The following is a 24,759-nucleotide window of genomic DNA, read 5'->3' as shown; positions in this document are numbered from 1 at the left end:
ATAACAGCAATATAACCTTAACCTATAAGGGATTAGTTATGTACCTTAAGTCTATCCCATGATGGCTCAACAGATTCAATATCTCCGTTGAAGTTACAGTCATTGATTTTTCTCCATGTACTTAAATCTCTACCCGTTATTTGTTCTAATTCATCGATCTCATTTCTTAGTAAATGGAGAACCATTTCTTGATATTGCCGATCCATTTGAGGCTTCTCTTTAAAAGCCCGATCAGAATTATCCGTTATTTTCTTCCACACAAATGGCAAAAACCGGCGAACTATTCGAAGCACAATACCAGGATTTTTATATCTGTGATGTAACTTATTTCCTCCTACCGATTTATTAGAATGAATATTTTGCACATCACCAAAGTTTTTTTCTGAAATCCCTAAAAATTTTGATAACTCACTAACTACAGCACTTGGATCTTGGACCAAATCCTCAAAAAAAAGGATTTGAACGTTTTCTGACCCAAATCGATCGATATAAGGCCTAATTTGTGTAGCATATCGGGTTACATTCAAGAAGAAAGCGTTTTTAACAATTGTTTTTTCAAGCCCAGTATCAAAATGTCCCTGCTCATATGCATGCATATAACTAGAAATAATTCTGTCGATCGGATGCCTAACGATATAAATAATTTTAAGATCAGGATTGTAAGTATACAGGCGATCCCAAACTTTAAGATCTCGATATGGATAAAAGGTATATGAGGTGGAAGATTCAAAATGCATGCCCCCCTTTTTCCACTGAAATAGTGAGTGGTAATCAGAAATTTCATCTTGCCAATTTGGGCTAGAACAGAAAAACATTGGCTCTTTTTCATCGCAAGATACAATTGCAGGGTGCCTTCTCAGCATTTCTGCAAGTGTTGTTGTACCACATTTTTGGGACCCAACAATCATGAAATCCACTTTATACTCTTGATCCATAGAATTATTTCTTTTCGTTTGAAATAACCTCTCGTGTAGTGGTAGTAAAACACTAAAAAGGTTATAATTTTCGTTGATTATTGTTAGTTTTCAAGATGTAAAGCACAGCAGAAATTCGATGATAAAAATACGCAATCGGATTTTTCTTGTGCCGCAACAAGTCTGGCAAATTTTTTACCGTTCCTAAAAAAGCCTTTACTAAAGCTATAGGTCCATTTATTCTGCAGTCAAACCCACCGGTCACCCAAATACGACGTTTATCATATTTAGGTATTGTCTTTACTGAACTTTCAAAGGGATGACCCACGATATATTCAGGGAAAAACTTCACTTTCAGCCCTGCATCAATACAATCTTGTACAAAGATACTCTCATCTGCTCCAATTAAAAGCTCTTGACCGGCCCCAAACCGTTCATCAAAACAAATCCCTTTATCACGAATTTTTTTTATGCGGAATGCCATTTCCACAGTACCCACTGAAGGTGCATTTGTATACTGAACAACTTTATTGGGATAGTTTTTATATTCAGGTTCTCCCCGGCCAGTCTTTATCTTGAAAAGTGCTACATCCAGATTAGGGTTCTCCTTAAATCTCTTTTCCAGCCTGTCAAAATAACTCTCTTTGTAGGTAACGTCATCATCAGCAAAAAGACCAATTTCGCCATCTGCAAGTCGGATCGCATTGTTTCGAGATTTTGTTACCCCCCTCCCAAAAATTTGAGACACTATAATATCCTCTCTCTCCAAAAAATCGGGAATTTTTTTATATTTCTCGTCTGTATATTGATGTGAGACGATATACTTTACATTACTTTTGGGATCTAAAATAACTGTATCCAGATCTTGAATGCCTGAATCAATTGTCGAAACCAGTATGTTAATCTTATAACTCAATTAAATATATATTTTAGATTTCCTAATAACCTTTTTTAAGAACTCTATTTATTATTCAAGGCAACCGAAATCAATCTTAAAAGTTCAAACCAACTCTTTTACCCTTCGGTTCTCCTCTGCATCTTCCTTATTCAATAAATAGCTTCCATAAATATGTCCCAACGACATTGTGACCCATATTGTCCAGGCAACAAAGTATAATCTTATCTTATGGAGTAACTTGACCTCGAAATCAACATTCTTAACTAACCGGTCAAGTTTTTTTGGATGATATGGAAGTAAACTTTTTATCAGTTTCTTATAAAGAGGTACATGTTTACCCTGGAGTCTCCAAAATACCGGGTATCCTTTTGCTTCTCTCCATTGCTTTTTCAACAGTTTTCCAAATGACTTGGCTTTTTTAATGGCCCGGGAGTTACCACAAAACTCCAATCTATACCCTCTTTGTGTAGCACGCCACGTCCATATTCCATCTTCAGCCGTTTTTGTTCCTTCAGCAAATTTTCCCAGTTCTTTAAAAAGATCAGCCTGTACAAATAAAGATGCAGTGACTGCAACACCTCTTTGCTTCACTTGGCTTCTTGTTGTAGCATTATTGGAATCATATAATTTTCCCCCAGTCACCTTGCCCCCGAAATCAAATCGTACGTTACTGGTTACGATATCGGCATTCTTTTTCTTCATACAATTCAACCCTTCTTCAAGCCATTTTTTTTCCGGGATAACAGTCCCATCCAACAGTATAATCACCTCTCCTTTTGAGGCTTCGATACCTCTATTTCTACTTGAATAAGAGCTATTCAGATACTCAACCTGTAATAGATATTTTACTTTTTCATATCCGCGTACTAACTCTTCTGTGTTATCAGTCGATCCATTATCGACAACAATAACTTCAAACTTATCTCTGGGGAAAGTTTGGTTTTCCAGCGCATCTAATACCTTCTGAAGCTCTGTGGCTTCATTATACACAGGAATTACAACTGATGCTTGTAGCATAGTTTTGTCCGTTGCTTGGATAGTTTATGATTTAAAGGCTTGCAAAAACCTTATTTATTTTCTCCTGCATAACACGATTCGTATACGACTCCTCTACCGTTTCTTTAGCTTTTGCTCCGAGCTGTTTTCTCATCTCCGGATTTTGGATAAGCTTTTCTATACGGTCTTTCAGCTCTTCATTTGCATATTCTTTTGCTAGCAACCCATTTTTTCCATGTTCTATTACATCCGGAATTCCAGCATGGATCGTTGAGACAACCGGCTTTTTAAGACACATCGCCTCCATGATAGAGACCGGGGTACCTTCCATATCTCCCCTGTCATCGGTCCGGCTATTCAGTACAAATATATCTGCATCATTTAGCAGGTCTTTGACCTCCTGTTGGGATACCCTGCCGTAGAACCTAATTTTTTCAGGATGACCATATTTTCTTGCCAATTCTTTGGAGTCTTCAAGCTCTATACCATCACCTGCAATATGAAGTTCAATGTTGTCATATTTATCTGCCAACTCAGAAAACACTTTTACTAAGTCAGGAACCCCCTTTGTAGGTACAACACGCCCCGAGTGAGCAATTTTTACCACCTCCGATGATTTATTGTTCTTTTGTATCGTAAATTTAGTAGGATCCACTGAACATGGAATAACATGAACTTTACTAATCCACGGACCAAGCTCCAAGGTTTCAATCATATGTCGACTCACAATGATAATCCCTGTAGCATAATCAAAAAGCTCTGGCAGTTTTTCCTTGTATTCTTTATCCCGAAGTAATGTAGAAGCATCATGGCCATGAAAAGTCACCATTAAGGGAATATTGAAAGCTTTTGCATATCCCAGGATATCTATCGCATTGGGACCAAAATGGGCATGTATAGCAGTTATATTATGATCTTTAACTAATTTTCTAAACCTTAGAAAAGACTTTAAGGATATATTCATATGAGCACCACACCAGTAGCGTATCAATTTACCCAAAGCACGACCTACCAACGATTGTGGCCGTTTTACTAAATGCGTTTTCAGCATAGAACAATCAAAACCATGTGGGTTTTGAAACTTTTGTGAAAGTACATGAACATCAAAGTTTTGTGCTAAATCCCTTGCTTGTTGATAAACGAACGTCTCACTTATCAGAAAAAATATGTGGTTATAGACCAGTATCTTTTTCTTTTCTTTCATACTCTCCCAACCTGCCTGATTTACGGTTTAATTTTTCTAAGAGCAAAACTCTGATTTTCAATTGGTTCAACCGTTAAATAGATGAGTTCCCAATCATACTTTACACAAAACTCGTGTGTTGCTTCAATTACACCATATCTTACCGCATTAACCCAATTCCCCATAGAATAATCGTGACCGGATATTATTCCTCCAGGTTTGACCTTGTCGGAGTATTTAAAAAGCTCCTCTTTCGTCAACTGATACCTGTGACTTGTATCAAGGTAAATCCAGTCAAAATAATTATCCGGAAATTCATCTACTACTTCAGTAGATAGTTTTCGATGAATAATCACCTTCTTATTTTTAATATGATCACTAAATTTACTTCTAACATTCTTATACATCTCATCATTATACTTTTCCTTGTCCCAATTATCGATGAGGTGTAATTTTTCAGGTTGCGTTTTCTCAATTATCTGCTCAGTGAAATCTCCGTTGGCAACTCCAATTTCACCTACAACTGCATTTTCTTTTAACTTTATTAACAAATCTGACCGATCTAATAGTAATTCACAGTTGGAGATATGCTTTGAAGCCAACCGGACCTTTTCTATACTTTTCTCCGTATGAATTCGCTTTTTTTTCTCAGCTGCTAAAAAAAGATTTCTTACCCTTTTTGTTACCAGCTTTGGGATGAAGTATCTGTTTATTTTAGATAACATAACTTGCACTCACAGTTAACAGTTTGCTTATTTTTTTGATGAAGAATTATTTCAGCATTGCTAAGCATATTCATTTTTGGACCACCTGTTAATCATTTTATTTCTAAATTCCTCAGAAAAGAAATGTTTAGCATATTTAGTAGAGTAAAATTCTTTTAAGCCCTCCCTGGACACCCTGATATTTTGCTTTAACAGCTTATAAAAACCTGATTTGTCATTCTTGCTTCTAATATTTTTCCTCTCGATAGAAACATCTTTATTACTCTTAAATAGTTGCTTAAAAACAGGTGCTAAATTACTATCCAGTGATTCTAATGCTATAATAGCAATATTAAACTGCTCCCCTTCTATAAGAACATATCCCTTCTCGTGGTCAAAAGGATATTCATAAATATCTATCCCGGTAACCTTCAAAAACTCTTCATCAAACCAATTGGTAATAAAATCTTTTTCAGGATTTGGGCCTGAAAAAACTTTTTCTATATGATCTTCAACTTTCTCCTTAACAAGTATCCCATCATCATCCAAAAGAAATGGACGTATAATCTGTGGATTTTGAAAAATATGGGATAAATATGTTGAAAATGGATCCCTGACCAAGGTTATAACATTCCATTTTCGGTTTGAATTAATAATTTGATCTTTTTTTAAAATACAACTTGCAGACATATGGCTTGAGTTACCTTTAAAGAAGGTAATCAAGTTTATTTTAGGACTAATAGGTAAGTTATTCTTTTGGTACCTATCAACAGCTCGTTGATAGGAGCGATCAGTAAGATGATGAACATGATAGACAAGAGGAAGATAGTACTGCTTTTGAAAAGTATGAAAAACAGTAGATGATCCCACTTTACCCATTGTATAAACGATGATCGGTTCGCGCCCAAAAAACTCAAACAGCCGATGTTTAAGGTATAGAAACTGATGTGGCAAAAAACTTAGATTAAATATTTTTTTAATGCCTTTTCTCATAAAATTTGGTAATAACCCAAACCTATTTTTCATAATTCATACCCTCCCTTTGATTAGGCCTCCAAAGCCATTTCTCTAAATAGCGAACTTTTCTCTACCAACTCTTCATAAGTTCCTTCCTGAACAATTCGACCTCCCTCCATAAGATAGAGTTGGTCGCAGTTCATAACCGTGGTCAACCGGTGAGCAATCATAATGATTGTTCGCTCCCCTATCAGTGATTCAATTGCCCTGATAACCTGTTTTTCAGTAATATTGTCCAGTGCTGCGGTAGCCTCATCCATCACAAGTACGCCCGGGTTGTGATACAATGCCCGAGCTATACCCACTCGCTGCCGTTGTCCTCCGGATAAGCGAGTACCGTGTTCCCCAATAATCGCATCTAATCCTTCCGGTAAGTTTTGAAGTAGTTTACCAAGCTGAGCTGATTCCACTGCTTTGTATATTTTCTCATCCTCTATCTCATGGTCAGGCAAACCAAAGGCAATATTTCGCCGAAGGGTATCATCAGCCATGTAGATAGATTGTGGAATATATCCGATATTTTGCTGCCAGCCCGATAGGTTTTCATGTATATTTTTTCCATCTACAGATATTGTTCCCGAAGTTGGCTCCATTAACCCCAACAGTAGATCTACCATCGTTGTTTTCCCGGCCCCGGACTCTCCAACAAATGCTATAGCCTTGCCTTTCGGAATTGTTACAGAAACCTTACTAATAGCTTGTTCACTACTTTGAGGATACGAATAACTCAGATCCTTAATTTCAATATTATTTATAATATCAGCTTTTGTCGCATTTCTTCGTTCTTCAAGGAATTGCTGATTCTTTTTTTCAAGAAGTTTCAAATCGTTATAGACAGGATCCAGTGAAGCCATATTGTATTGAAGGGCAGAATACATTGAACTGATCTTCTGAGTGGCTGGCATTAAGCGTACTACAGCTATTGCAAATAACGTCAAGGTGGTAATAATTGCCCCCATCGAACGCCCCTCCCATACCATCAGTATAGAAATCGTCATCATTCCTAAAACAGCTGTTATTTCTACCACTGGTCTTGGTACTTGTTTAATAAATCGGGTGTAGGTTTTGAGAATTGAGTCTTTAAGTGCCTCTGTACTAAACTCTTTAATAAATTCACTTTCCCGGTTTAAAACTCTTGCATCTTTAAGCCCGTGTATCCCTTGATATATTGCTTTTAACATCTTACGCCGATGTTCAAGCTGCTCTTGTCCATATTGTTTCAGTATATTCTGAGTGAAAAAGATAAATGAGCCAGCTCCAAAACCTGACAACAAAATTACAATCACCGTAATTAAGGGATCATAGTAAAAAAGGAAGGCCAGTATTGTCAGAGTCATTACACCATTCATGCCTATCCTCAGCAAACCATACAAAACATTATTGACTATAATACTTATCTCTCCATTTATATTTCTGACAAGTTCAGCTGAATTTCTATCCAAATGAAAACTGTATGGCGCATGCATATAGGTTTTCATCAACCTATTACTCATTCTGTACCTGCGATTAAATAGAAACTTAGATTCTACATAAGCATAAAAAAGGACATAGGTGCTTTTTACAATAAAGACTAATACGAGAGCAATGGAACCATATAAAAGAAGATCCTTGGAGTTCTGGATATTTAAATACAAAAATAATGGTTCTAGCCGATCATACTCTAACACTTTATCTGGAACTGCTACAATGGCGACAAATGCCGGTATCATACCAATTCCCCCTATTTCAAGAAAAGCGGCAACCAGCATCATTAGAAATAGTACCCCAACCTTATAACCATCTCCCTTAGGGAGCAGATAAAATATTTTTTTAAAAATATCAGTCATGTATTTGTAATTTTTTTCAAAGGAATAATCATCAATAGTTGTACAAAGAATAACTTAACATCAATTCGTTGAGGTAGACGTAAATGATTGAATCCCCACCTAAAAATGTAAATTCAAAAAGTGTGCCATTTATAATTACGGCACTAAATTTGTAATCATTTACGGTAGGAAGTGCTATCAGTTTATAGTATGTAAATGACTAATCAAGCGCTGATAGTAATCTTACACATTTGAGTAAATTCTACTCATCAGAAGCGAAATTTTGAATTAGCTTTTCGTAACTGTTGCTTATTACAAAAACTGCCATCATCGATATATGGCTTATCATTTAAACACTTATAGAGGGACCCTACAATGAAAGCACTAACCATGAGAAATATTGCAGCATTAACATTTATAGCATTTTTTATCTTTTTATCATGCGATCGTTCAACGAACGTAGAACTCGAAGAGAGTTTTGAAATTATTAAAGAAGTCACCCCAATATCCGTTGAAGGAAATATACAAATGAACCTTCAGCGTGATCGCAATGAGAACAGTTTCTTTACAGTAACGTTAAACAGTGGTGTAACAAAAGAAGCATGGTGTGTTGAGTGGAATGAAGCATCAGTTGAAGGCCTTCAAAGCGATATTCAATTTTATTCTACCCAAGGCAAAAAGCAATGGAAAGAGCTGAACTATTTTATGAGCATAAAAGATGGTCTTATGGAACAAGATCCGGATTTAACATTCCGTGAAATTCAAGTTGTGATCTGGTCACTGATGAAGAATCCTTCTTTTGATGTTGATAAAATATCACAGTACAAAAATATATCATCAGACATTTATGATAACGGACAACCTAAATTTAATGTTCAAAAGGTGAAGGATATCTTAGGTCGGGTGCACAGCCAAATCCAATCTGGCAATGATATAAGATCATTATTAAAGTATTTTGTAATTTTTATTAAGAATAAGGGACAAACGATAATGATGGGAGCTGAAACAGCTTTTGCTTATGGTGATAGCTATGCAACTTGTTTTACCGACTTCGCTAATCTAAAGAATAATCGATGGGGATGGTCAAATGGAGGTTTGGGCGAAGGTGAGTATGTGTTTGATCTATATGCCGGAGCTGGACGTTGTAATACTAGCAAAGGCATTTTAGTTGGTAAAATAATTGTGAAGTATCTGGATGGAACCACGAAGGTTACGTACAAAATAACAGAAGTATCGGAGTTCACGAATGAATTTTACAAGCTGATGGCAACTCATTTGTATGTTGGTAACAATCCATTACCAGATAAGTTTGGAATATATACTGTAGCGCCGGGGCTTTATGGACATACAAATACTCATGATAGCGTTTCAGAATATACCTACACAATCAATGATTTATCTGGAGATATCTATATAGTAGCACATGCTGATGTTAACGGTTTTTCCATGGAGTTTTAACCCGACCTGTATCTATTTTTTTTTAATCGGACAAACAAAAAGGGATTCGAAGCCAACATCGAATCCCTTTTTTACTTTTACTATCTAACCTAAATTTGTTACACCTTTTGGGGTTTTGGGGTAGTATTGCTACAACCTGATAAAGATTTAGCAGCTAGTTGGTGTTTAAGTATTTCCAATATCCTGTAAGTTGTATGTCCATCCCATTTCGGTGGGATATTTCCGAGCTTATAGTCCCCTTTTTCAATATCGCTGATATACCCTCGTATTATATCGAGCTCAAACGGAACCAGCGTATTAGTCCCAAGCTCAACGGTTGAAGGTCGCTCTGTATTGGGACGAAGAGTAAGGCAAGGCACCCGCCGAAATGTTGACTCTTCCTGAATCCCGCCACTATCTGTAAGGATGTATTTGCACCGAGCAATTAATTTTTGAAATGCAAAGTAATCCAATGGATCTGTAAGTAACACATTCTTATTACCTTCCAGTTGATTGTGTAAATTAAATTTTTTGAGATTATGTACTGTTCGTGGATGAATGGGAAAAACGAGTTTATCGGTAGAAGCAATTCCTTCAATCAACTGTATTAGTTTTATAAGCTCTACTTCATGATCCACGGTAGCCGGTCGATGCATCGTCATAAGTACAAAACTACCATTTTCTAAGCCAAGCTTTTCCATAACAGGAGAAGATTCAATCTTATCCTCGAAAGCAACCATGGTATCGATCATGGTGTTACCGACAAAGAAAAGCTGTTTTTCTGGTTTTCCTTCATCTCGCAGGTTATCAATTCCGCTTTGTTCGGTAATAAACAGGTAGTCTGATATTTCATCCGTCAGAATACGGTTGATCTCTTCTGGCATGGACCGATCTCTGCTCCGTAACCCGCTTTCAATATGCCCAAGCGGAATATCCATCTTGTTTGCTGTTAACGCTGCTGCAAAAGTAGAATTGACATCCCCCGTAACTAATAGCATATCAGTATCACATTCTTTGATAACCGGTTCTAGTCGGAGCATTACTTCAGCCATTTGAGTATTAGGTGATACAGCTGGTATATCAAGAAAATAGTCAATCTCCAGCTCAAATTGCTGAAAAAACACATTTGCCATCTTATCATCATAGTGCTGTCCAGTATGCACAATTGTAATCTTAAAAGTACCCGGAAAATCACGTTCGGCTACTTTTTTAAATTGGGTTATTTTAATGAAGTTAGGTCGCGTCCCTACTACAATTACTAAATTCTTCATTTTTTAATAGTCAATTAGTTTTATCTGCGCTGACACTGGGTTACGCTTTCCAAATTTGATTAACCGACTTAGCCTGAATCCCCTTCATTGCATTGCGAGTATCCACAATAATATCACTCCAGTCGGCTAATTCTTGGTAATCAATATCGGAATGATCTGTTGAGATAATGACTGCATCGAAGCTAGAAACACTCTCTTTTTCCCATGCCACCGTTTGTAACCCTGTCCATTGGTCGTGTTCGCGCGTCTCCCATATTTCAGGAATATAATGATCATAATACGATACATTAGCCCCGTACTCTTCAAGCAGATCCATTAGCTTAAATGTAGGCGACTCTCTCAGATCATCAACATCCGGTTTATAAGCTAGTCCTATTACTAACACCTTACTACCATTCATCGCCTTTTTATGAGCATTTAATGCTTTTATTGTCCGGTCAACAACATAATGCGGCATTGATGTATTAATTTCTCCAGCTAATTCAATAAAACGAGTATACTTCTCGTATTCCCGTGCTTTCCATGTCAAATAAAACGGGTCTATAGGTATACAGTGACCACCAAGGCCTGGCCCGGGAGTGAACTTCATAAAGCCAAATGGCTTAGTTTCGGCAGCATCCAATACTTCATGCACATCAATCCCCATCTCCTGGAAAATGATTTTTAGTTCATTTACAAGCGCTATGTTTACTGATCGAAAGATATTTTCTGTTAATTTAACCGCTTCAGCGGTTTTATTATCGGATACAGGTACAGTCTCAACAATTACTGTATCATACAGTTCTGTTGCAATATGCAATGCTTCGGGACCGTCTGCACCAACAACTTTTGGAATTTTAGCAGTGTTAAAATTAGGATTGCCTGGATCTTCTCTTTCAGGACTATAAGCCACAAAAAAATCTTGCCCCGATTTTAACCCTGATACATCTTCTAAAATAGGAATAATCAGTTCATCAGTTGTTCCCGGATACGAGGTAGACTCTAATACTATCAGCTGACCCGGTTGCAAGTGCTCTGCAATTGTTTTTGTTGTTTTTTCAACGTATTGCATGTCAGGTTCACGATAGGCATTCAACGGAGTAGGCACACACATAATGATAGCATCCATCGAGGATAAACCGGTAAATTTCTGGGTAGCAGAGCATTTATTTGATGCAGCTAGCTTTTCCATCATATCATAGCCCAAATGCTTAATATAGGGTTGACCTTGTTCTAAGGCCTCTATTTTTACTTCATCAATATCAAATCCTGTCACTGGAAATCCTACCTCATGGAATGTCCACAACAGCGGTAATCCCACATAGCCTAAACCAATAATCCCTATTTGAGCTGTTTTATTTTCAATCTTGATCACAAAGTTATCCTGTAACCTCGCAGTTTTTTCTATCTCCTTTACATCAACATCATTGTATAAATTTCGCGATTTTTGAATAGTCTTCATTATTCTTAAGCATTAAGTTAATTTTTTCTCTATCCTCGTAAACCATCTCTTTAACAAGATCCTCAAAAGAATACTTGGGTGTCCACCCGAGCTTTTTGCGTGCTTTTTGGGCCTCACCAATTAACAGCTCGACCTCTGTCGGCCGGAAATAACGTGGATCAATTTCAATGACCGAATCACCTGTTTCAGCATTAATTCCCTTCTCCTCTATCCCATCTCCTATCCATTTTAGTGGAATACCGGCATGTTCAAATGCCAGCTCGCAAAACTCACGAACGCTGTGTGTTTCCCCGGTTGCCAATACATAATCATCAGGCTCATCTTGTTGAAGCATTAAGTACATGCCTTCGATATAATCCTTGGCATGTCCCCAGTCTCTTCGAGCCTCAAGATTACCCAGAAATGTTTTTTCTTGTAGTCCCGCGGCAATACGTACTGCAGCCCGCGTAATCTTTCTGGTTACAAATGTTTCTCCCCGTTTAGGTGATTCATGATTAAATAGAATTCCATTAACAGCAAACATATCGTACGCCTCTCGATAGTTGATGGTAATCCAATACGAATACAGCTTCGCAGCCGCATATGGTGAACGAGGATAAAAAGGCGTTTTTTCGGTTTGCGGGACCTCTTGAACCTTACCAAACAACTCGCTTGTAGAGGCTTGGTAAAACTTAGTATGTTGCGTCATATCCAGAATGCGAATCGCTTCTAATATTCTCAATACCCCTAACGCATCTGTATCTGCGGTATACTCAGGAGCATCAAATGATACCTGTACATGGCTTTGTGCACCTAAGTTATAAATTTCATCAGGCTGTACATCCTGAATAATCCGGATAAGGTTTGTTGAGTCCGTTAAATCGCCATAATGTAGCTCAAACGGCAGATCTTTAGTATGTGGATCTTGATAAATATGATCTATCCTTCCCGTATTGAAAGAACTGGACCGCCTTTTGATACCATGTACCTTATACCCTTTCTTAAGCAGAAATTCAGCCAGATAGGAACCATCTTGACCTGTAACTCCTGTAATTAACGCTACTTTTCTTTTTTCCATTAGTACCTCTCCATTGTTGTCCCCCCGGGAGAGCCCCGTGGACAAATATTATATCTTTACTTCTTTTAGTTGATTCTTGTTTTTAACAAACCATTTGTAGGTATCTCTTAAACCCTCTTCCAAACCAATTTCGTTATGCCACCCCGCGGCATGTATGCGCGATACATCCAATACTTTTCTGGGCGTGCCATCAGGTTTTGACTTGTCCCAAATGATTTCTCCCTCATGCCCAACAATATCTTGAATCAATCTAGCTAAAGCCTTTATCGTAAGATCTTGTCCTGTACCAATATTGTATATGCTCTTCGATAACTGGTTTTCTACAGCAAATAACACGGCCTTCGCAAGATCATTAACATGTAATAGTTCACGTCTTGGATTTCCTGTTCCCCATAATATTACAGGGTGATCTCCTGACTCCTTGGCTTCATGAAACTTTCGGATCATGGCCGGAACTACATGCGAGGTTTCTAGATCAAAATTATCCCGAGGCCCGTATAAGTTAGTGGGCATTAGTGCCACATATTTTCTGCCGTACTGCTTACGCAATGCCTGGCATAATTTAATTCCGGCTATTTTAGCAATTGCATACCATTGATTAGTTGGCTCCAATGAACCGGTTAACAAATATTCTTCTTTCAGAGGCTGCGATGCTTCTTTGGGATATATGCAAGAGCTACCCAAAAAAATGAGTTCAGCTACATTATTTTTATGTGCTGCATTAATTACATTATTCTGTATCGACAGATTATCATAAATGAACGGATAGGGATATTGATCGTTTGCCAGTATTCCTCCCACACGTGCCGCAGCTAAAATTATCACATCCGGTTTTTCTGTAGAAATAAAACGGTTCACTCTAGCTTGTTTTCGCAGATCCAACTCATCACTCGACCGTGTGATTATATGTTGGTATCCTTTTTTTCTAAAGGCATTTAGTACTGTGGAACCTACCATCCCCCGGTGCCCGGCAATGTATATTTTTGGTGTATCCATAGAAATAGTATTTGTTTGCGTTACTATCTGGATACAACAACTGTGCCATACGCTTTTTTTGCCGGTTACAAGGTAACCTCTCCCTCATTCAGTAAACCTTAATATTTAAGCACGGGTAATAATTATATGATAAGCACTATAATGGGCAAAAATGTTACAAAGTACTTTTTCAGATGAGGACCAACTTTAACTATCGATATTTTTGCTGTTTTTTTGTATTATCACAGTTCTGTTACCATTGCTCGGTACGTTAACCCACATCAACTACGAGCTAAATTCTGATCGATGAAAAAAGTTGCTTTTAAGACCCTTGGCTGTAAACTAAATTACTCCGAAACCAAAGCTATTCAGCGCGATTTCGAAGAAGAAGGTTATGATATTACGGAGTTTGGTAATGAAGCTGATATATACGTAATAAATACATGCTCGGTAACACAAAGTGCTAATGCAACTTGTCGAAGAACTGTGCGGCGTGCCCTGCGTCGCAATAGCAACGCTTTTGTTGCCGTTATTGGATGTTATGCTCAGCTTGAACCCGATGAAATTGCCGACATTGATGGTGTAGATGCCATTTTAGGAGCAAAAAACAAGTTTAAACTTTTGGAGCTCTTTGATGATTTCGAGAAGCGCACCGACCCAATAGTCTATAACTCTGATGTTAATGAGGCAGTAGACTTTCATAATGCCTTTTCGGCTGATGACCGTACTCGTGCCTTTCTAAAAGTACAGGATGGGTGTAGCTATAACTGCTCATTTTGTACCATCCCAATGGCCCGGGGTGAGAGTAGAAGTCCCGAGATTGCTTCGGTAATTAACAATGCTAAACTCCTTGTTGAAGAGGGATTTAAGGAAGTGGTTGTTACCGGTGTTAATGCAGGTGATTATGGGCGCGGTACTGATGAAAATTTCTTTATGCTATTACAAGAACTTGATAAAGTTAGCGGCCTCGAACGCATTCGATTCTCCTCTGTTGAACCAAATCTGATGCATGAAGATATCATTCATTTCACAGCCGAATCTGACAAAATTCAACCGCACTTCCACATGCCCCTTCAGAGTGGTAGCGATAAAATGCTCGGGTTAATGCGTCGCCGGTACCAATCGGACCTTTACCGTGAACGTGTGGAGCTAATAAAAGATCTTATGCCCGATGCTGCTATCGGCGTTGATGTTATAACCGGGCACCCCGGTGAAACGGATGAACTATTTCAAGAGTCTTTCAACTTTATAGCTGATCTCCCGGTCTCTTACCTCCATGTGTTTACCTACTCCGAACGACCAAATACCCATGCCCTGAATATTGAACCGAATGTTCAAAACAGCGTTCGAAAAGAACGTACACACAAATTGCGGCGCTTATCAGAAAAAAAACGCTTTGCCTTTGATACCTCTTTCCGTGATGAGGTTCGCCCTGTACTATTTGAAGGAGCTGCTCACGATGGGGCTATGCTGGGTTGGACTGATAATTATGTTCGAGTAGGTATCCCCTACAATCCGCAGTATGAAAACCGAATTTTACCTGTTCGATTGGGAGCACGCTCCAAGGATGGTTATCTCATTGGAGAACTGACTTCAGAAGCCAAAGAAGAGCAAAAAGTAATCGCAGAACTCGTTGGATAATAATGGCTGACTCATATCCGGAAGATCTCATTAATAATGTAATTAACTTTATAGAATATGAACGCGAGGTATATGGAGATTTCTCTCTGAACAAAGAGTCATCAAACCATGAAGTTTCTGTAAAGGAGCAAAAAACTGATGATAATGAGGAACATGAAAACATGGTAGAAGATACTACCTCTAACTATGCCTCCTCAGAAAGCTTTTCCCAAGAAGAAACAGATGAAGCAACAGATGCTTCAGATGACAAAAAGAAAACAAAAACTATCCAAGACTACATTGATGCCTGCAATTCACTAAAAGAACTTGAGGCTTTATGTAAAAAAGCAGATATACTCCGTACAGATCTTGAAGGCACGCAGCTTGTATTTGGAGTAGGTAATTCTAATGCCGATCTGATGTTGATTGGTGAAGCACCGGGCGCCGAAGAAGATCGATTGGGAGAACCTTTTGTAGGTAAAGCAGGTCAATTATTAAACAAGATACTGGCTGCTATTGATTTTGATCGCAAAGACGTATATATCGCTAATATTTTAAAACATCGCCCTCCCAATAACCGAAATCCTAAAGAAGAGGAACGACAGCGTAGTCTTCCCTTTTTACTAAAACAGATAGATCTTGTTAATCCCAAGCTCATTTTATCACTTGGAAAAGTATCTGCACAGACATTGCTGAACAAAAACTCCTCGCTCTCAAGCATGCGAGGTCATTTTCATACCTTCCGGAATGAATACGAACTATTAGCCACATACCATCCCGCCGCCTTACTGCGCCATGCAAAATGGAAACGTCCGACCTGGGAGGATGTTAAACTTTTACGCAAACGTTATGATGAAGTCGGCGGTGAACCGTAATTTTTACATTTGAAAACGGTTTTTTCTTCATTCTGACAGACTCATTTATTATACTTATAACTTGGAATTATCTCTTCTCATCGGAACACTCATTGGTGATATAATTTAGGATGGCATCACAACAAGAATCAAACTATAGTAACAATTCTGATTCAGGTATATTACAGCAAGAAGGTCGCGTTCCGCCCCAAGCCGTTGAAGTAGAAGAAGCCGTTTTAGGTTCAATGCTTATTGAACATGAAGCTGCAACAGTAGCACTTCAAATGCTTTCCAAAGAAGATTTTTATAAACCAGCTCACCAGCACATCTTTGAAGTTTTACACAACCTTTATGAGAGGGATAATCCGCTTGACCTTCTTACGGTAGAAAATGAACTGAGAGATAAAGGATTACTGGATACCTGTGGTGGGGCTGGCTACCTTTCAGAGTTGACCCGTTCGGTTAGTTCTGCTGCTAATGTTGATTATCATGCTCAAATTATAGCTGAAAAAGCGACAAAACGAAATTTGATACGTGGCTGCACAGATATCATTAAAGAAGCCTATGACAGTTCTACAGACCCTTATGATGTATTAGACAAAGCTGAGCAACGTATTTTTGATCTAGCAAACTCCAAGCAACGTTCCCAGGCACAAGCAATTGGTGATGTTTTAAAAGATACCCTCTCCTACTTAGAAGATATCAGAGGAAAAGAAGCCGGTATCACTGGAGTGCCAACAGGTACGGATGTAGATAAGATGACTGCTGGATGGCAAAATGGTGACATGATCATTATTGCCGCACGACCCTCAATGGGTAAAACAGCTTATGTACTTACAACAGCACGTAATGCTGCGATGCATCAAGATGAAAAACTTCAGACCAAGGTGGCCATTTTTAGCCTTGAAATGTCAAACCAATCACTTGTTCAGCGTCTGCTAACTATGGAAGGGCGAATAAATGCCCAGTCAGCGCGATCAGGTCAACTTGATGATGAGGAGTTTAAACGACTTATTGATGCCGCAGGACGCCTCTTCACTGCGAATATTTTTGTCGATGATACTCCCGGACTCAGTATCATGGAATTAAGGACTAAGGCACGGCGCCTTAAAAGTGAGCACGATATTGGTCTTATCGTTGTTGACTACCTTCAGCTGATGACAGCAAGCGGAGACCATGGCACTCGTGAACAAGAAATTGCTTCTATTTCACGTGGGTTAAAAGCACTGGCTAAAGAACTTGATGTGCCTGTTGTTGCTCTATCTCAGCTGAGTCGTGCTGTAGAGCAGAGAGGAGGTGATAAACGGCCCCAACTTAGTGACTTGCGTGAATCCGGATCCATTGAACAGGATGCCGATGTTGTATGCTTTCTCTACCGACCTGAATATTATGGAATTAAAACTACGCCTGAAGGACAATCAACTGCAGGACTTGCTGAACTCATTATCGGGAAGCAACGTAACGGGCCTGTAGGTAGTGTTCCACTCTATTTTGTTAAAGACTATGCTCGATTTGAAAATCTCACAACTGCAGACTCTGGCCCCTTTGGTGAACCTAATCCCGATAACGATAATAGTGGAAATAATGGTTCGGGCGATAACGGCGGTCCACCCCCTATGGGTCATAATCCGGCTGGTAATGGAGGAGATAGCGAAGCCCCTTTCTAGTTGTTTTACGGTTTTATGCTATTTCTCTAAAGGAAGAAAAAGAACCCTACCTATTTAAGCAGGGTTCTTTTATTGAGTTTGCTACTCTCTCTCATTTTGAATATCAATTAGCCGTCCCTCTCTTAATGGACTTAAGTAAAACATCAGTATATTTATAGCTGCAATAACTGTGCCAACTGCTTCTATCTCACTTGCCTTTAAAAAATGGTTATTATTATTAGTTCTGGTGAGTAATACTTATATACATGAGAAATTTTTGCACGTTAGTATTTAGCACCTTGAGTTTCTTTTTTTTCGTTAAACTGTGAGGACTTATCATTTTTATTACCTTGCCAGTAATTAGCAAACTTGTATTTAATCTTTGTAATCAAGTTTTTGGGAACATACATCGCTGTCCAATACAGCCTGTGGGATAAATCAGCTGCTGTAAGTCCTATATAAAGTTGTAGCATTCCCAACCCCGCTAAAATCATCCAGACTAATATTACTGACATAGGACTCCATCCTATTTCCCAAAGTAATATGCTTACGATCATTAGGGTAACAGGAAACACAATAAGTGTTACAGATCTTGGCATTATTAAATCAATAAAAAGCTCCAGAAACCTGATGTTTCCTTTCTGAAAGGTAGCTCCCCATAACTTGGGCCCCCACTTGAAAATTCCGGAATAAGGTTTATATATGCTTTTAAGAACTCTTGCGAACTGTTCTCTTGATTCGGGTTCAAATTCCACAGAAACTGACGCTTCGGGGGCAAACTCTATTAATATATCGCTTAATTGAATCTCCAGTCCGTAATCGCTCACATCATTTCTGGATCGAGCTTTCCAAGGTATTTGCTCTAGCAATCTTGTTGAAAAACACATTCCACTCCCTCGCAATACCGTTTCCAAACCGAGTGCTTTACGTCCCAATGGCCTCACAAAATTTTTTAATAAGAACTCAATACGAACAATTTCAGCAAAACGGCTCTGTTTCTTAGGTAATAATTGGTAGTTGCTTTGTATTACCAGGCTCCCCTGTTCTAAATAGTAATTCATAACTTCTAAGTAATTGCCAGAAATTAAACTACCGGCATCAATAAATACAACAGCATCATATTCCAGTGCAATGTTATTTAGCTGTTGAAGCCCCCATTTAATCATATACTCTCTGCTTTCGGGAGTCCCTTCTTTCCTATGTAAAACACGAGCCCCGAGCCGCTCCGAAACTTCTACCGTGTTATCAGTACAATTATCTGCAATAACAATAAGATCATATAAGCTCTGGGGATAAACCAGCCCTGAAAGACTATATAAGCTTCTGGTAATAATACTCTCTAGATTATGTCCGGTAAGCATGATGGCAAATTTTCGTTGCCGGGTTGTGGAGAAATCATCTTTCTTATTTGCTTTTAAAGCAAAAATACTGAACAAGAATTGATTAATAAGAAATAACCCAAAAATTATTGCCACCGAATACTGTATAACCTCAAAAAAAGTCATCTGTTTCTACTCAATTAATGTAGTTTATAATCCAAAGAAGGAATTACACATCTTCACCCACTCTAGTGAACTTTGTTTTAACTAAAACCTACAAATTGTTGCTACAGTGTAGACTATCTATCGTATGGCTAAAACCAATCACTATTTATACTATGCAGAGTCGTTCTCTTCTCATGAACAGTAAGTCATAAAGCATTTTTAATTTTTTTTTCAAATTATAAACCAGTAACTATGTTTAATTATTTACTGTACGACAAAATGAATTATACAATACCTATGCCAATCCATTATCCAGTATGTAAAATCCCACTATATGACTTAATAAGTAGCTTTCTCTCTTTAATGAAGGTTAAAACGTTGCAAGATGAGATATCATTTTTAAGCTCTTTCTTGCATCAATATTACACATACCAAAGTATTCTATGAAATTTGTTCACACAAAACTTAATACCTTAAAACCCATTTTACTGATCAATCACATTACCTTTAGGCCTACAAGTATTAAATGTGACATCTACTGAAACAGGTATCTTTTGAGGGAAAAGTTGGCACATTTGTTGTGGTTATCAGTGTAGGTGATTTTAAAACTATACGAAGGACAGGAATAGAAAAGAAAATAAATTATCGTTGTAAAGGTTTCGGTAATTCAATACACCTACTCAATAACTGCAATTAGATAACAAGTAAGTTGCCGGTGAGTAATAGCTAACTTTGACCTATTCACGTGGTAACTTACATTTCAATCAGATACACCTCAGCCATGATCAAATCAAAGATAAATTTGGATTTAGAAACTAACCTAATCAGTGATCTGACAAAATCTTCTCAGAGCATACTGATGCAAGATATATCATACAAAGTTTTACAGCTGGCCAAACGAGACTCAAATGTGATCATTGTTGGAGAAATCGGTTCGGGCAAAAAAAGACTCGCTGAAGTTATTCATGAAAATAGCTCTCGTAAAGATAAGCCCTTTCACTCCTTTTATTGTTTGAATATTAACGAAGATGAGTACAAAGACGCCTTCTGGGGACACCTTGAATTCAACCAAAGCGGGATTACTGTACGGTACGATGCTCTTGAAAAGGCAACGGCGGGCACCCTTCACCTCGATCAGTTTTCAGAACTTTCTGAAACGTTTATGTTGAATATTATTAATTCATTTCGAAATGGATGTCATCAATTATTCCGATTCAAAAAAAGCTCACAGCCACGTCTGCTTCTTTCTATAAATGAAGAAGCTTACCATACAATAATTCACTCAAATATTTGGCAAATAATACTTGATCAGCTAGATCCAGTGGTAATTATGCTTCCTCCCCTTCGAGAGCGTAAAGAAGATATTCCCGTGTTAATTAAGCTCTTTGTTAACGAGATTAAGAAATCATCACAATATTTTGAAAACCTTAACATCTCATCCCAAGCATTATATGCATGTTTTAACTATCAATGGCCTGGTAATATCCGCCAGTTAAAGAATGCTATATTACAAGGAGCCATTCTTTCGTATGGTAAAACAATTGAGCTCGACCATTTGCCTTTCACTATGAGCTGGAAACTTCCGTACAAATTAGATGAAAAATAAAAAGCAGCCTTCTCTCTGGTTACTATCTTAATCTATACAAAGATGTGCTTATTATAGTATAGAAAAGATTATTTAATCACCTGATTAAATAGATATGTAGCAAATCAAAAGATATAAGCAATGCATCCGAAAGCTTATTCACACATCTCCTAGCCTAGAAGTATAAATATCCGATCTCTTCTTAATTAATCATTCCCAACAGCTTGAGCATTTCTTTCCGTCATTTTTTTATACTTATCCAGCTTGTTATGAAGTGTTTTTCTACTACATCCCAAAATCTTTGCCGCTTCCGTCTTATTATTATCAACCGAAGAAAGCGTATGATCAATAACCTTCCGCTCTATCTCTTCCAAGCTTGTACCTATGGGAATCTGCATAATATTATGATTCGGATTACCCGTGCAAACCGGATAAATATTCTCACCACGATGAATATGAGACGGAATAGCATCCATATCAACTGTTTCACCTTTGGAGAGGACCACGGAACGTTCCACAATATTTTTTAGCTCCCGTACATTGCCTGGCCAATCATAGGACTTAAATATCTCCAAACATTCATCGGTAAACTCGATATTTTCAATATAATATCTTTCGCAGAAAAAGTTTTTATAAAACTCTACTAATAAAGGGATATCCTCTTTCCGGTGTCGGAGTGGTGGAACGTATAACTCAACCACATTCAGCCTGAAAAACAGATCTTCTCTAAAGCTCCCCGATTTTACTTGGTCAATCAAAATCTTATTTGTAGCTGAGATCAAACTTATATCAACATCAATCTCTTTTTTTCCACCGACTCTTCTGAAAGAACCCAGCTCTACCGCACGCAATAGCTTAACCTGAATAGACTTCGGCATCTCACCAACCTCATCCAGAAAAAGCGTACCCCCATGAGCTTGTTCAAAACACCCTGCTTTTTTTTCATGAGCACCAGTAAAAGCTCCTTTTTCATGACCAAAAAGTTCACTCTCCACTAAATCCGATGGAATTGCCCCACAGTTAACAGCTACCATATCTTCATCCGAACGAGAACCAAAATAATGCAGAAGTTGGGCAATTACTTCTTTACCCGTACCATTTTCGCCTGTTATTAGAACTGTAGCATTCGTTCTCGAAATTAGTTTCACCTTCTCCAGTAACTCCACCATCAAAGGATTCTGAGTAATGAATACCGGTTTCTTATCTTGGTTGTTGATTTCCTTCTTTACTACATCTCCCATATGCATCTTCCCCCTTATTTTTTAAAGAAGGCAAACGCTAAGAATAGCAACATCAATAAATAGAACCAATCAACTATTTGCTCCTAAAAAACTATTCTTTTGCCTACTCCCTTCTCTTTTGCTTTAAATTAAGCTAGTATTTTTTTGCAAGCTATTAAATTATAATCCTTTAATGTTCAAGTTTTTACCCCTCTAACTTTATAAGCTGAATGACAACTAGAGATTATCTAACACGCTACATATTATTTTAATTTTTTAATTTTAAAATGTTGATAGTTAAATATACTATTGAACCTGAGGGGATTTCTACTACAAATTAAAGGAGAGGATAATTATACCATCACTGCAATTTTTCCAGTGCTTTTCGTGCTGCCTTTTGTTCTGCCTCTTTTTTGCTCTTCCCTTTTCCACGGGCAATGGGTTTTTTATCGACAAGTACTTCTACGCCAAATGTTTTGTTATGCCCCGGTCCTTCTTCGGAAATAACATTATAGGTAGGAATTTCCATACGTTCCGCTTGGGCAAACTCTAATAACAAACTTTTATAATTATCCAGAGAAGTTATAATCGTATTAAAGTCTACATATCCTTCAATAATTCTTCTGACAAAATCTGAGGTAGGTTTATATCCTAAATCTAGATAAGTAGCCCCTGTGAGAGCTTCAAAGACGTCTGCTAGCACACTTTTCGACTGTTCGACACCCTGCCCTCTTACTCGTTCTCCAAGAAGCATTAAGTCATAAAGCTCTAAGTTACGAGCATACATGGCAAGACTATCTCCTTTAACGAGTTTAGCTCGTAGTTTTGTTAAAAAGCCTTCATTCTTATCAGGAAAAAGATCAAAAATAATCTCCGTTACGATAAGATCCAGCACAGCATCTCCCAGGAACTCTAATCTTTCATACGAATCAGTGCTTGAAAAATTATCGTCCTCCAATGTTGAACGATGTCTGAGAGCTCTAATGTAAATAAAGGGGTTATCGATAGTAGTACCGATAATCCCCTCTAACTCTTTAATTCTTTGCTCGTGTTCAGGTGTTAACTCTATATCACTCTTAAAATATGACTTGAGTCTGTCGAACATTAATTATTCTTCAAATTTTTTGAACACGAGTGTTGTGTTATGGCCACCAAAACCAAAGGCATTATTTAGCCCATACTTCACATCACGAACTTCAGATTCGTTAAATGTATAGTTGAGATCACAATCCGGATCGGGCGTTTCAAAATTTATGGTCGGTGGTATCATGCCATGGTAACTGCTAAGCATCGTAGCTAATGCCTCCATTGCTCCTGCAGCGCCAAGTGCATGCCCTGTCATAGACTTTGTAGAGTTGTGATTTATTTCATAGGCATGGTCGCCAAAAACTTTCTTAATAGAATTAGTCTCAGCAATATCACCCAGCGGTGTTGAAGTACCATGCATATTGATATGATCAACATCTTCTGGTTCAATACCAGCTGAATCGAGTGCTCGATTTAGAGCTAGTATCACTCCTTCCCCATCCGGGTCCGGAGCAGTAATATGGTGAGCATCAGCTGAAAATCCATACCCTACTATTTCGCCATAAATTTGAGCTCCACGCTCTTTAGCATGTTCATACTCTTCCAAAAACATAATTGCAGACCCTTCACCAAGTACGAATCCGTCTCGGTTTTTATCAAAAGGTCGTGATGCTTTTTTAGGATCATCATTACGAGTAGACATTGCACGCATGGCATTAAAGCCGGCAACACCTATTCTGGAAACGGGTGCTTCTGACCCGCCGGAAACCGCCATATCACATTGCCCGTTACGAATTGAATCGTAGGCCAAGGCTATATTGTGAGAACCCGTAGCACAAGCAGAAACAGCACAAAAGTTTGGTCCTTTAAACCCATACTTAATTGAGATCTGGCCTGCTACCATATCTGGAATGAGTTTGGGAATAAAGAATGGTGATACCCCACGTGGTCCATGTTCATGGAAGGAAACAGATTGTTCATAGAATGTAATCATTCCCCCAATTCCAGTTCCAACGATTACGGCAACATCATCTTTATTGATATCATCGAGATCTAAACCAGTATCTTGAATAGCTTCATCAGCAGCAATTAATGCATACTGACATACCTTATCCAACCGGCGTGCCTCTTTACGATCGAAGTAATCCTCTGGATCATAGCCTTCAATTTGGGCCGCAAACTTGGTTGGAAATTCCGATGTATCAAAGTGCTCAATAGGTTGAGCGCCACTCTTTCCTGAAATTAATCCATTCCAGAAATCTGGTGCCGTCTTACCAACGGGGGTAAGGGCACCAATTCCGGTAATGACTACTCTACGTTTCGACATGCTAGTTGTTTAGCGTATGAGTTTTATACTTTCTCTTGTAGATATTCAACAGCATTACCTACTGTTGCAATATTCTCAGCATCTTCATCAGGAATGCTGATATCAAAATCTTTCTCAAACTCCATGATAAGTTCAACAGTGTCAAGAGAATCAGCCCCTAAATCGTTTGTGAAGTTAGCTTCATGGGTAACTTCTGATTCATCAACACCTAATTTATCAACAATAATTGATTTTACTTTTGCTTCGACGTCTTGTGACATAATTTGTATTTAACTTATTTTCGAGTTAATTAAAAAATT

General features: G+C 38.1%; 21 protein-coding genes. 5 read left to right on the top strand and 16 right to left on the bottom strand.

Translation table 11 applies throughout. The annotated features are described in order from the left end of the window. Window positions 1–32: 32 nt before the first annotated feature. The 7 genes from FCN14_RS02075 to FCN14_RS02045 all read right to left on the bottom strand — a co-directional run bounded on the left by FCN14_RS02075 (window position 33) and on the right by FCN14_RS02045 (window position 7,538). Window positions 33–935 carry a sulfotransferase family protein gene (locus FCN14_RS02075; protein WP_138429434.1) on the bottom strand — a complete coding sequence of 301 codons (903 nt, stop codon included), beginning with the start codon at window positions 933–935 and terminating at the stop codon, window positions 33–35. Window positions 936–996: 61 nt separating this feature from the next. Further along, on the bottom strand, window positions 997–1,830 hold the full coding sequence (locus tag FCN14_RS02070; RefSeq protein ID WP_138429433.1) for a glycosyltransferase family A protein: 834 nt from the start codon (window positions 1,828–1,830) through the stop codon (window positions 997–999). 84 nt (window positions 1,831–1,914) lie between these two features. After that, a complete protein-coding gene (locus tag FCN14_RS02065; protein WP_138429432.1) occupies window positions 1,915–2,829 on the bottom strand; it encodes a glycosyltransferase in 915 nt (304 codons plus the stop codon). A 31-nt stretch (window positions 2,830–2,860) separates the two neighbouring features. Next, window positions 2,861–4,012, bottom strand: a complete 1,152-nt coding sequence (locus FCN14_RS02060; RefSeq protein WP_138429431.1) for a glycosyltransferase family 4 protein — start codon at window positions 4,010–4,012, stop codon at window positions 2,861–2,863. A gap of 20 nt (window positions 4,013–4,032) precedes the next feature. After that, window positions 4,033–4,716 carry a class I SAM-dependent methyltransferase gene (locus tag FCN14_RS02055; protein WP_138429430.1) on the bottom strand — a complete coding sequence of 228 codons (684 nt, stop codon included), beginning with the start codon at window positions 4,714–4,716 and terminating at the stop codon, window positions 4,033–4,035. Window positions 4,717–4,776: 60 nt separating this feature from the next. After that, complete coding sequence (locus tag FCN14_RS02050; RefSeq protein WP_171032775.1) at window positions 4,777–5,649, bottom strand: putative capsular polysaccharide synthesis family protein; 873 nt, start codon at window positions 5,647–5,649, stop codon at window positions 4,777–4,779. A 92-nt stretch (window positions 5,650–5,741) separates the two neighbouring features. Continuing rightward, window positions 5,742–7,538, bottom strand: coding sequence for an ABC transporter ATP-binding protein (locus FCN14_RS02045; RefSeq protein WP_138429428.1), 1,797 nt, complete (start codon window positions 7,536–7,538; stop codon window positions 5,742–5,744). Window positions 7,539–7,892: 354 nt separating this feature from the next. Here FCN14_RS02045 and FCN14_RS02040 point away from each other — a divergent pair, with 354 nt between their 5' ends. Continuing rightward, on the top strand, window positions 7,893–8,975 hold the full coding sequence (locus tag FCN14_RS02040; protein ID WP_138429427.1) for a hypothetical protein: 1,083 nt from the start codon (window positions 7,893–7,895) through the stop codon (window positions 8,973–8,975). 98 nt (window positions 8,976–9,073) lie between these two features. Here the strand turns inward: FCN14_RS02040 and wecB are convergent, their stop codons facing one another. Genes wecB through FCN14_RS02020 form a run of 4 tightly spaced genes read right to left on the bottom strand, consistent with a single transcriptional unit; the run spans window position 9,074 to window position 13,719 of the window. Next, window positions 9,074–10,225, bottom strand: a complete 1,152-nt coding sequence (gene wecB / locus FCN14_RS02035) for a non-hydrolyzing UDP-N-acetylglucosamine 2-epimerase (protein ID WP_138429426.1) — start codon at window positions 10,223–10,225, stop codon at window positions 9,074–9,076. 40 nt (window positions 10,226–10,265) lie between these two features. After that, window positions 10,266–11,666 carry a nucleotide sugar dehydrogenase gene (locus tag FCN14_RS02030; RefSeq protein ID WP_138429425.1) on the bottom strand — a complete coding sequence of 467 codons (1,401 nt, stop codon included), beginning with the start codon at window positions 11,664–11,666 and terminating at the stop codon, window positions 10,266–10,268. Beyond that, window positions 11,629–12,723: a GDP-mannose 4,6-dehydratase gene (gene gmd, locus FCN14_RS02025; protein WP_138429424.1), complete on the bottom strand. Its 1,095-nt coding sequence runs from the start codon at window positions 12,721–12,723 to the stop codon at window positions 11,629–11,631. Before gmd ends, FCN14_RS02030 begins: the two co-directional genes overlap by 38 nt. A gap of 48 nt (window positions 12,724–12,771) precedes the next feature. After that, the gene (locus FCN14_RS02020; protein WP_138429423.1) at window positions 12,772–13,719 is read right to left on the bottom strand and encodes a GDP-L-fucose synthase family protein; all 948 of its coding nucleotides are present in this window, start codon (window positions 13,717–13,719) and stop codon (window positions 12,772–12,774) included. Window positions 13,720–14,004: 285 nt separating this feature from the next. On the opposite strand from FCN14_RS02020, the gene mtaB reads away from it, so the two are divergent. The 3 genes from mtaB (at window position 14,005) to dnaB (ending at window position 17,839) form a co-directional block, all read left to right on the top strand. Beyond that, entirely contained in the window at window positions 14,005–15,339 is a 1,335-nt protein-coding gene (gene mtaB, locus FCN14_RS02015) for a tRNA (N(6)-L-threonylcarbamoyladenosine(37)-C(2))-methylthiotransferase MtaB (RefSeq protein WP_138429422.1), read from the top strand. 2 nt (window positions 15,340–15,341) lie between these two features. Next, window positions 15,342–16,193 carry a uracil-DNA glycosylase gene (locus tag FCN14_RS02010; RefSeq protein ID WP_138429421.1) on the top strand — a complete coding sequence of 284 codons (852 nt, stop codon included), beginning with the start codon at window positions 15,342–15,344 and terminating at the stop codon, window positions 16,191–16,193. Window positions 16,194–16,303: 110 nt separating this feature from the next. Next, window positions 16,304–17,839, top strand: a complete 1,536-nt coding sequence (gene dnaB, locus FCN14_RS02005; RefSeq protein ID WP_138429420.1) for a replicative DNA helicase — start codon at window positions 16,304–16,306, stop codon at window positions 17,837–17,839. 263 nt (window positions 17,840–18,102) lie between these two features. Here the strand turns inward: dnaB and FCN14_RS02000 are convergent, their stop codons facing one another. Further along, complete coding sequence (locus tag FCN14_RS02000) at window positions 18,103–19,323, bottom strand: glycosyltransferase family 2 protein (RefSeq protein ID WP_138429419.1); 1,221 nt, start codon at window positions 19,321–19,323, stop codon at window positions 18,103–18,105. A gap of 760 nt (window positions 19,324–20,083) precedes the next feature. Between FCN14_RS02000 and FCN14_RS01995 the strand changes: the two genes are divergently transcribed. Next, complete coding sequence (locus FCN14_RS01995) at window positions 20,084–20,908, top strand: AAA-type ATPase lid domain-containing protein (RefSeq protein ID WP_138429418.1); 825 nt, start codon at window positions 20,084–20,086, stop codon at window positions 20,906–20,908. 185 nt (window positions 20,909–21,093) lie between these two features. On the opposite strand, the gene FCN14_RS01990 is transcribed toward FCN14_RS01995, so the two are convergent. The 4 genes from FCN14_RS01990 to FCN14_RS01975 form a co-directional block, all read right to left on the bottom strand. Continuing rightward, window positions 21,094–22,128: a sigma-54 interaction domain-containing protein gene (locus FCN14_RS01990; RefSeq protein WP_171032774.1), complete on the bottom strand. Its 1,035-nt coding sequence runs from the start codon at window positions 22,126–22,128 to the stop codon at window positions 21,094–21,096. 340 nt (window positions 22,129–22,468) lie between these two features. After that, window positions 22,469–23,212, bottom strand: coding sequence for a ribonuclease III (gene rnc / locus FCN14_RS01985; protein ID WP_138429416.1), 744 nt, complete (start codon window positions 23,210–23,212; stop codon window positions 22,469–22,471). 3 nt (window positions 23,213–23,215) lie between these two features. Beyond that, complete coding sequence (gene fabF, locus FCN14_RS01980) at window positions 23,216–24,460, bottom strand: beta-ketoacyl-ACP synthase II (protein WP_138429415.1); 1,245 nt, start codon at window positions 24,458–24,460, stop codon at window positions 23,216–23,218. Between the two features lie 23 nt (window positions 24,461–24,483). Then, complete coding sequence (locus tag FCN14_RS01975) at window positions 24,484–24,720, bottom strand: acyl carrier protein (protein ID WP_138429414.1); 237 nt, start codon at window positions 24,718–24,720, stop codon at window positions 24,484–24,486. Window positions 24,721–24,759: the final 39 nt, after the last annotated feature.

The organism is Fodinibius saliphilus (assembly GCF_005869845.1).
Lineage (GTDB): Bacteria > Bacteroidota > Rhodothermia > Balneolales > Balneolaceae > Fodinibius > Fodinibius saliphilus.
Note: the sequence above shows the minus strand (reverse complement) of the source record. Positions and strands in the feature narration are given on the sequence as shown.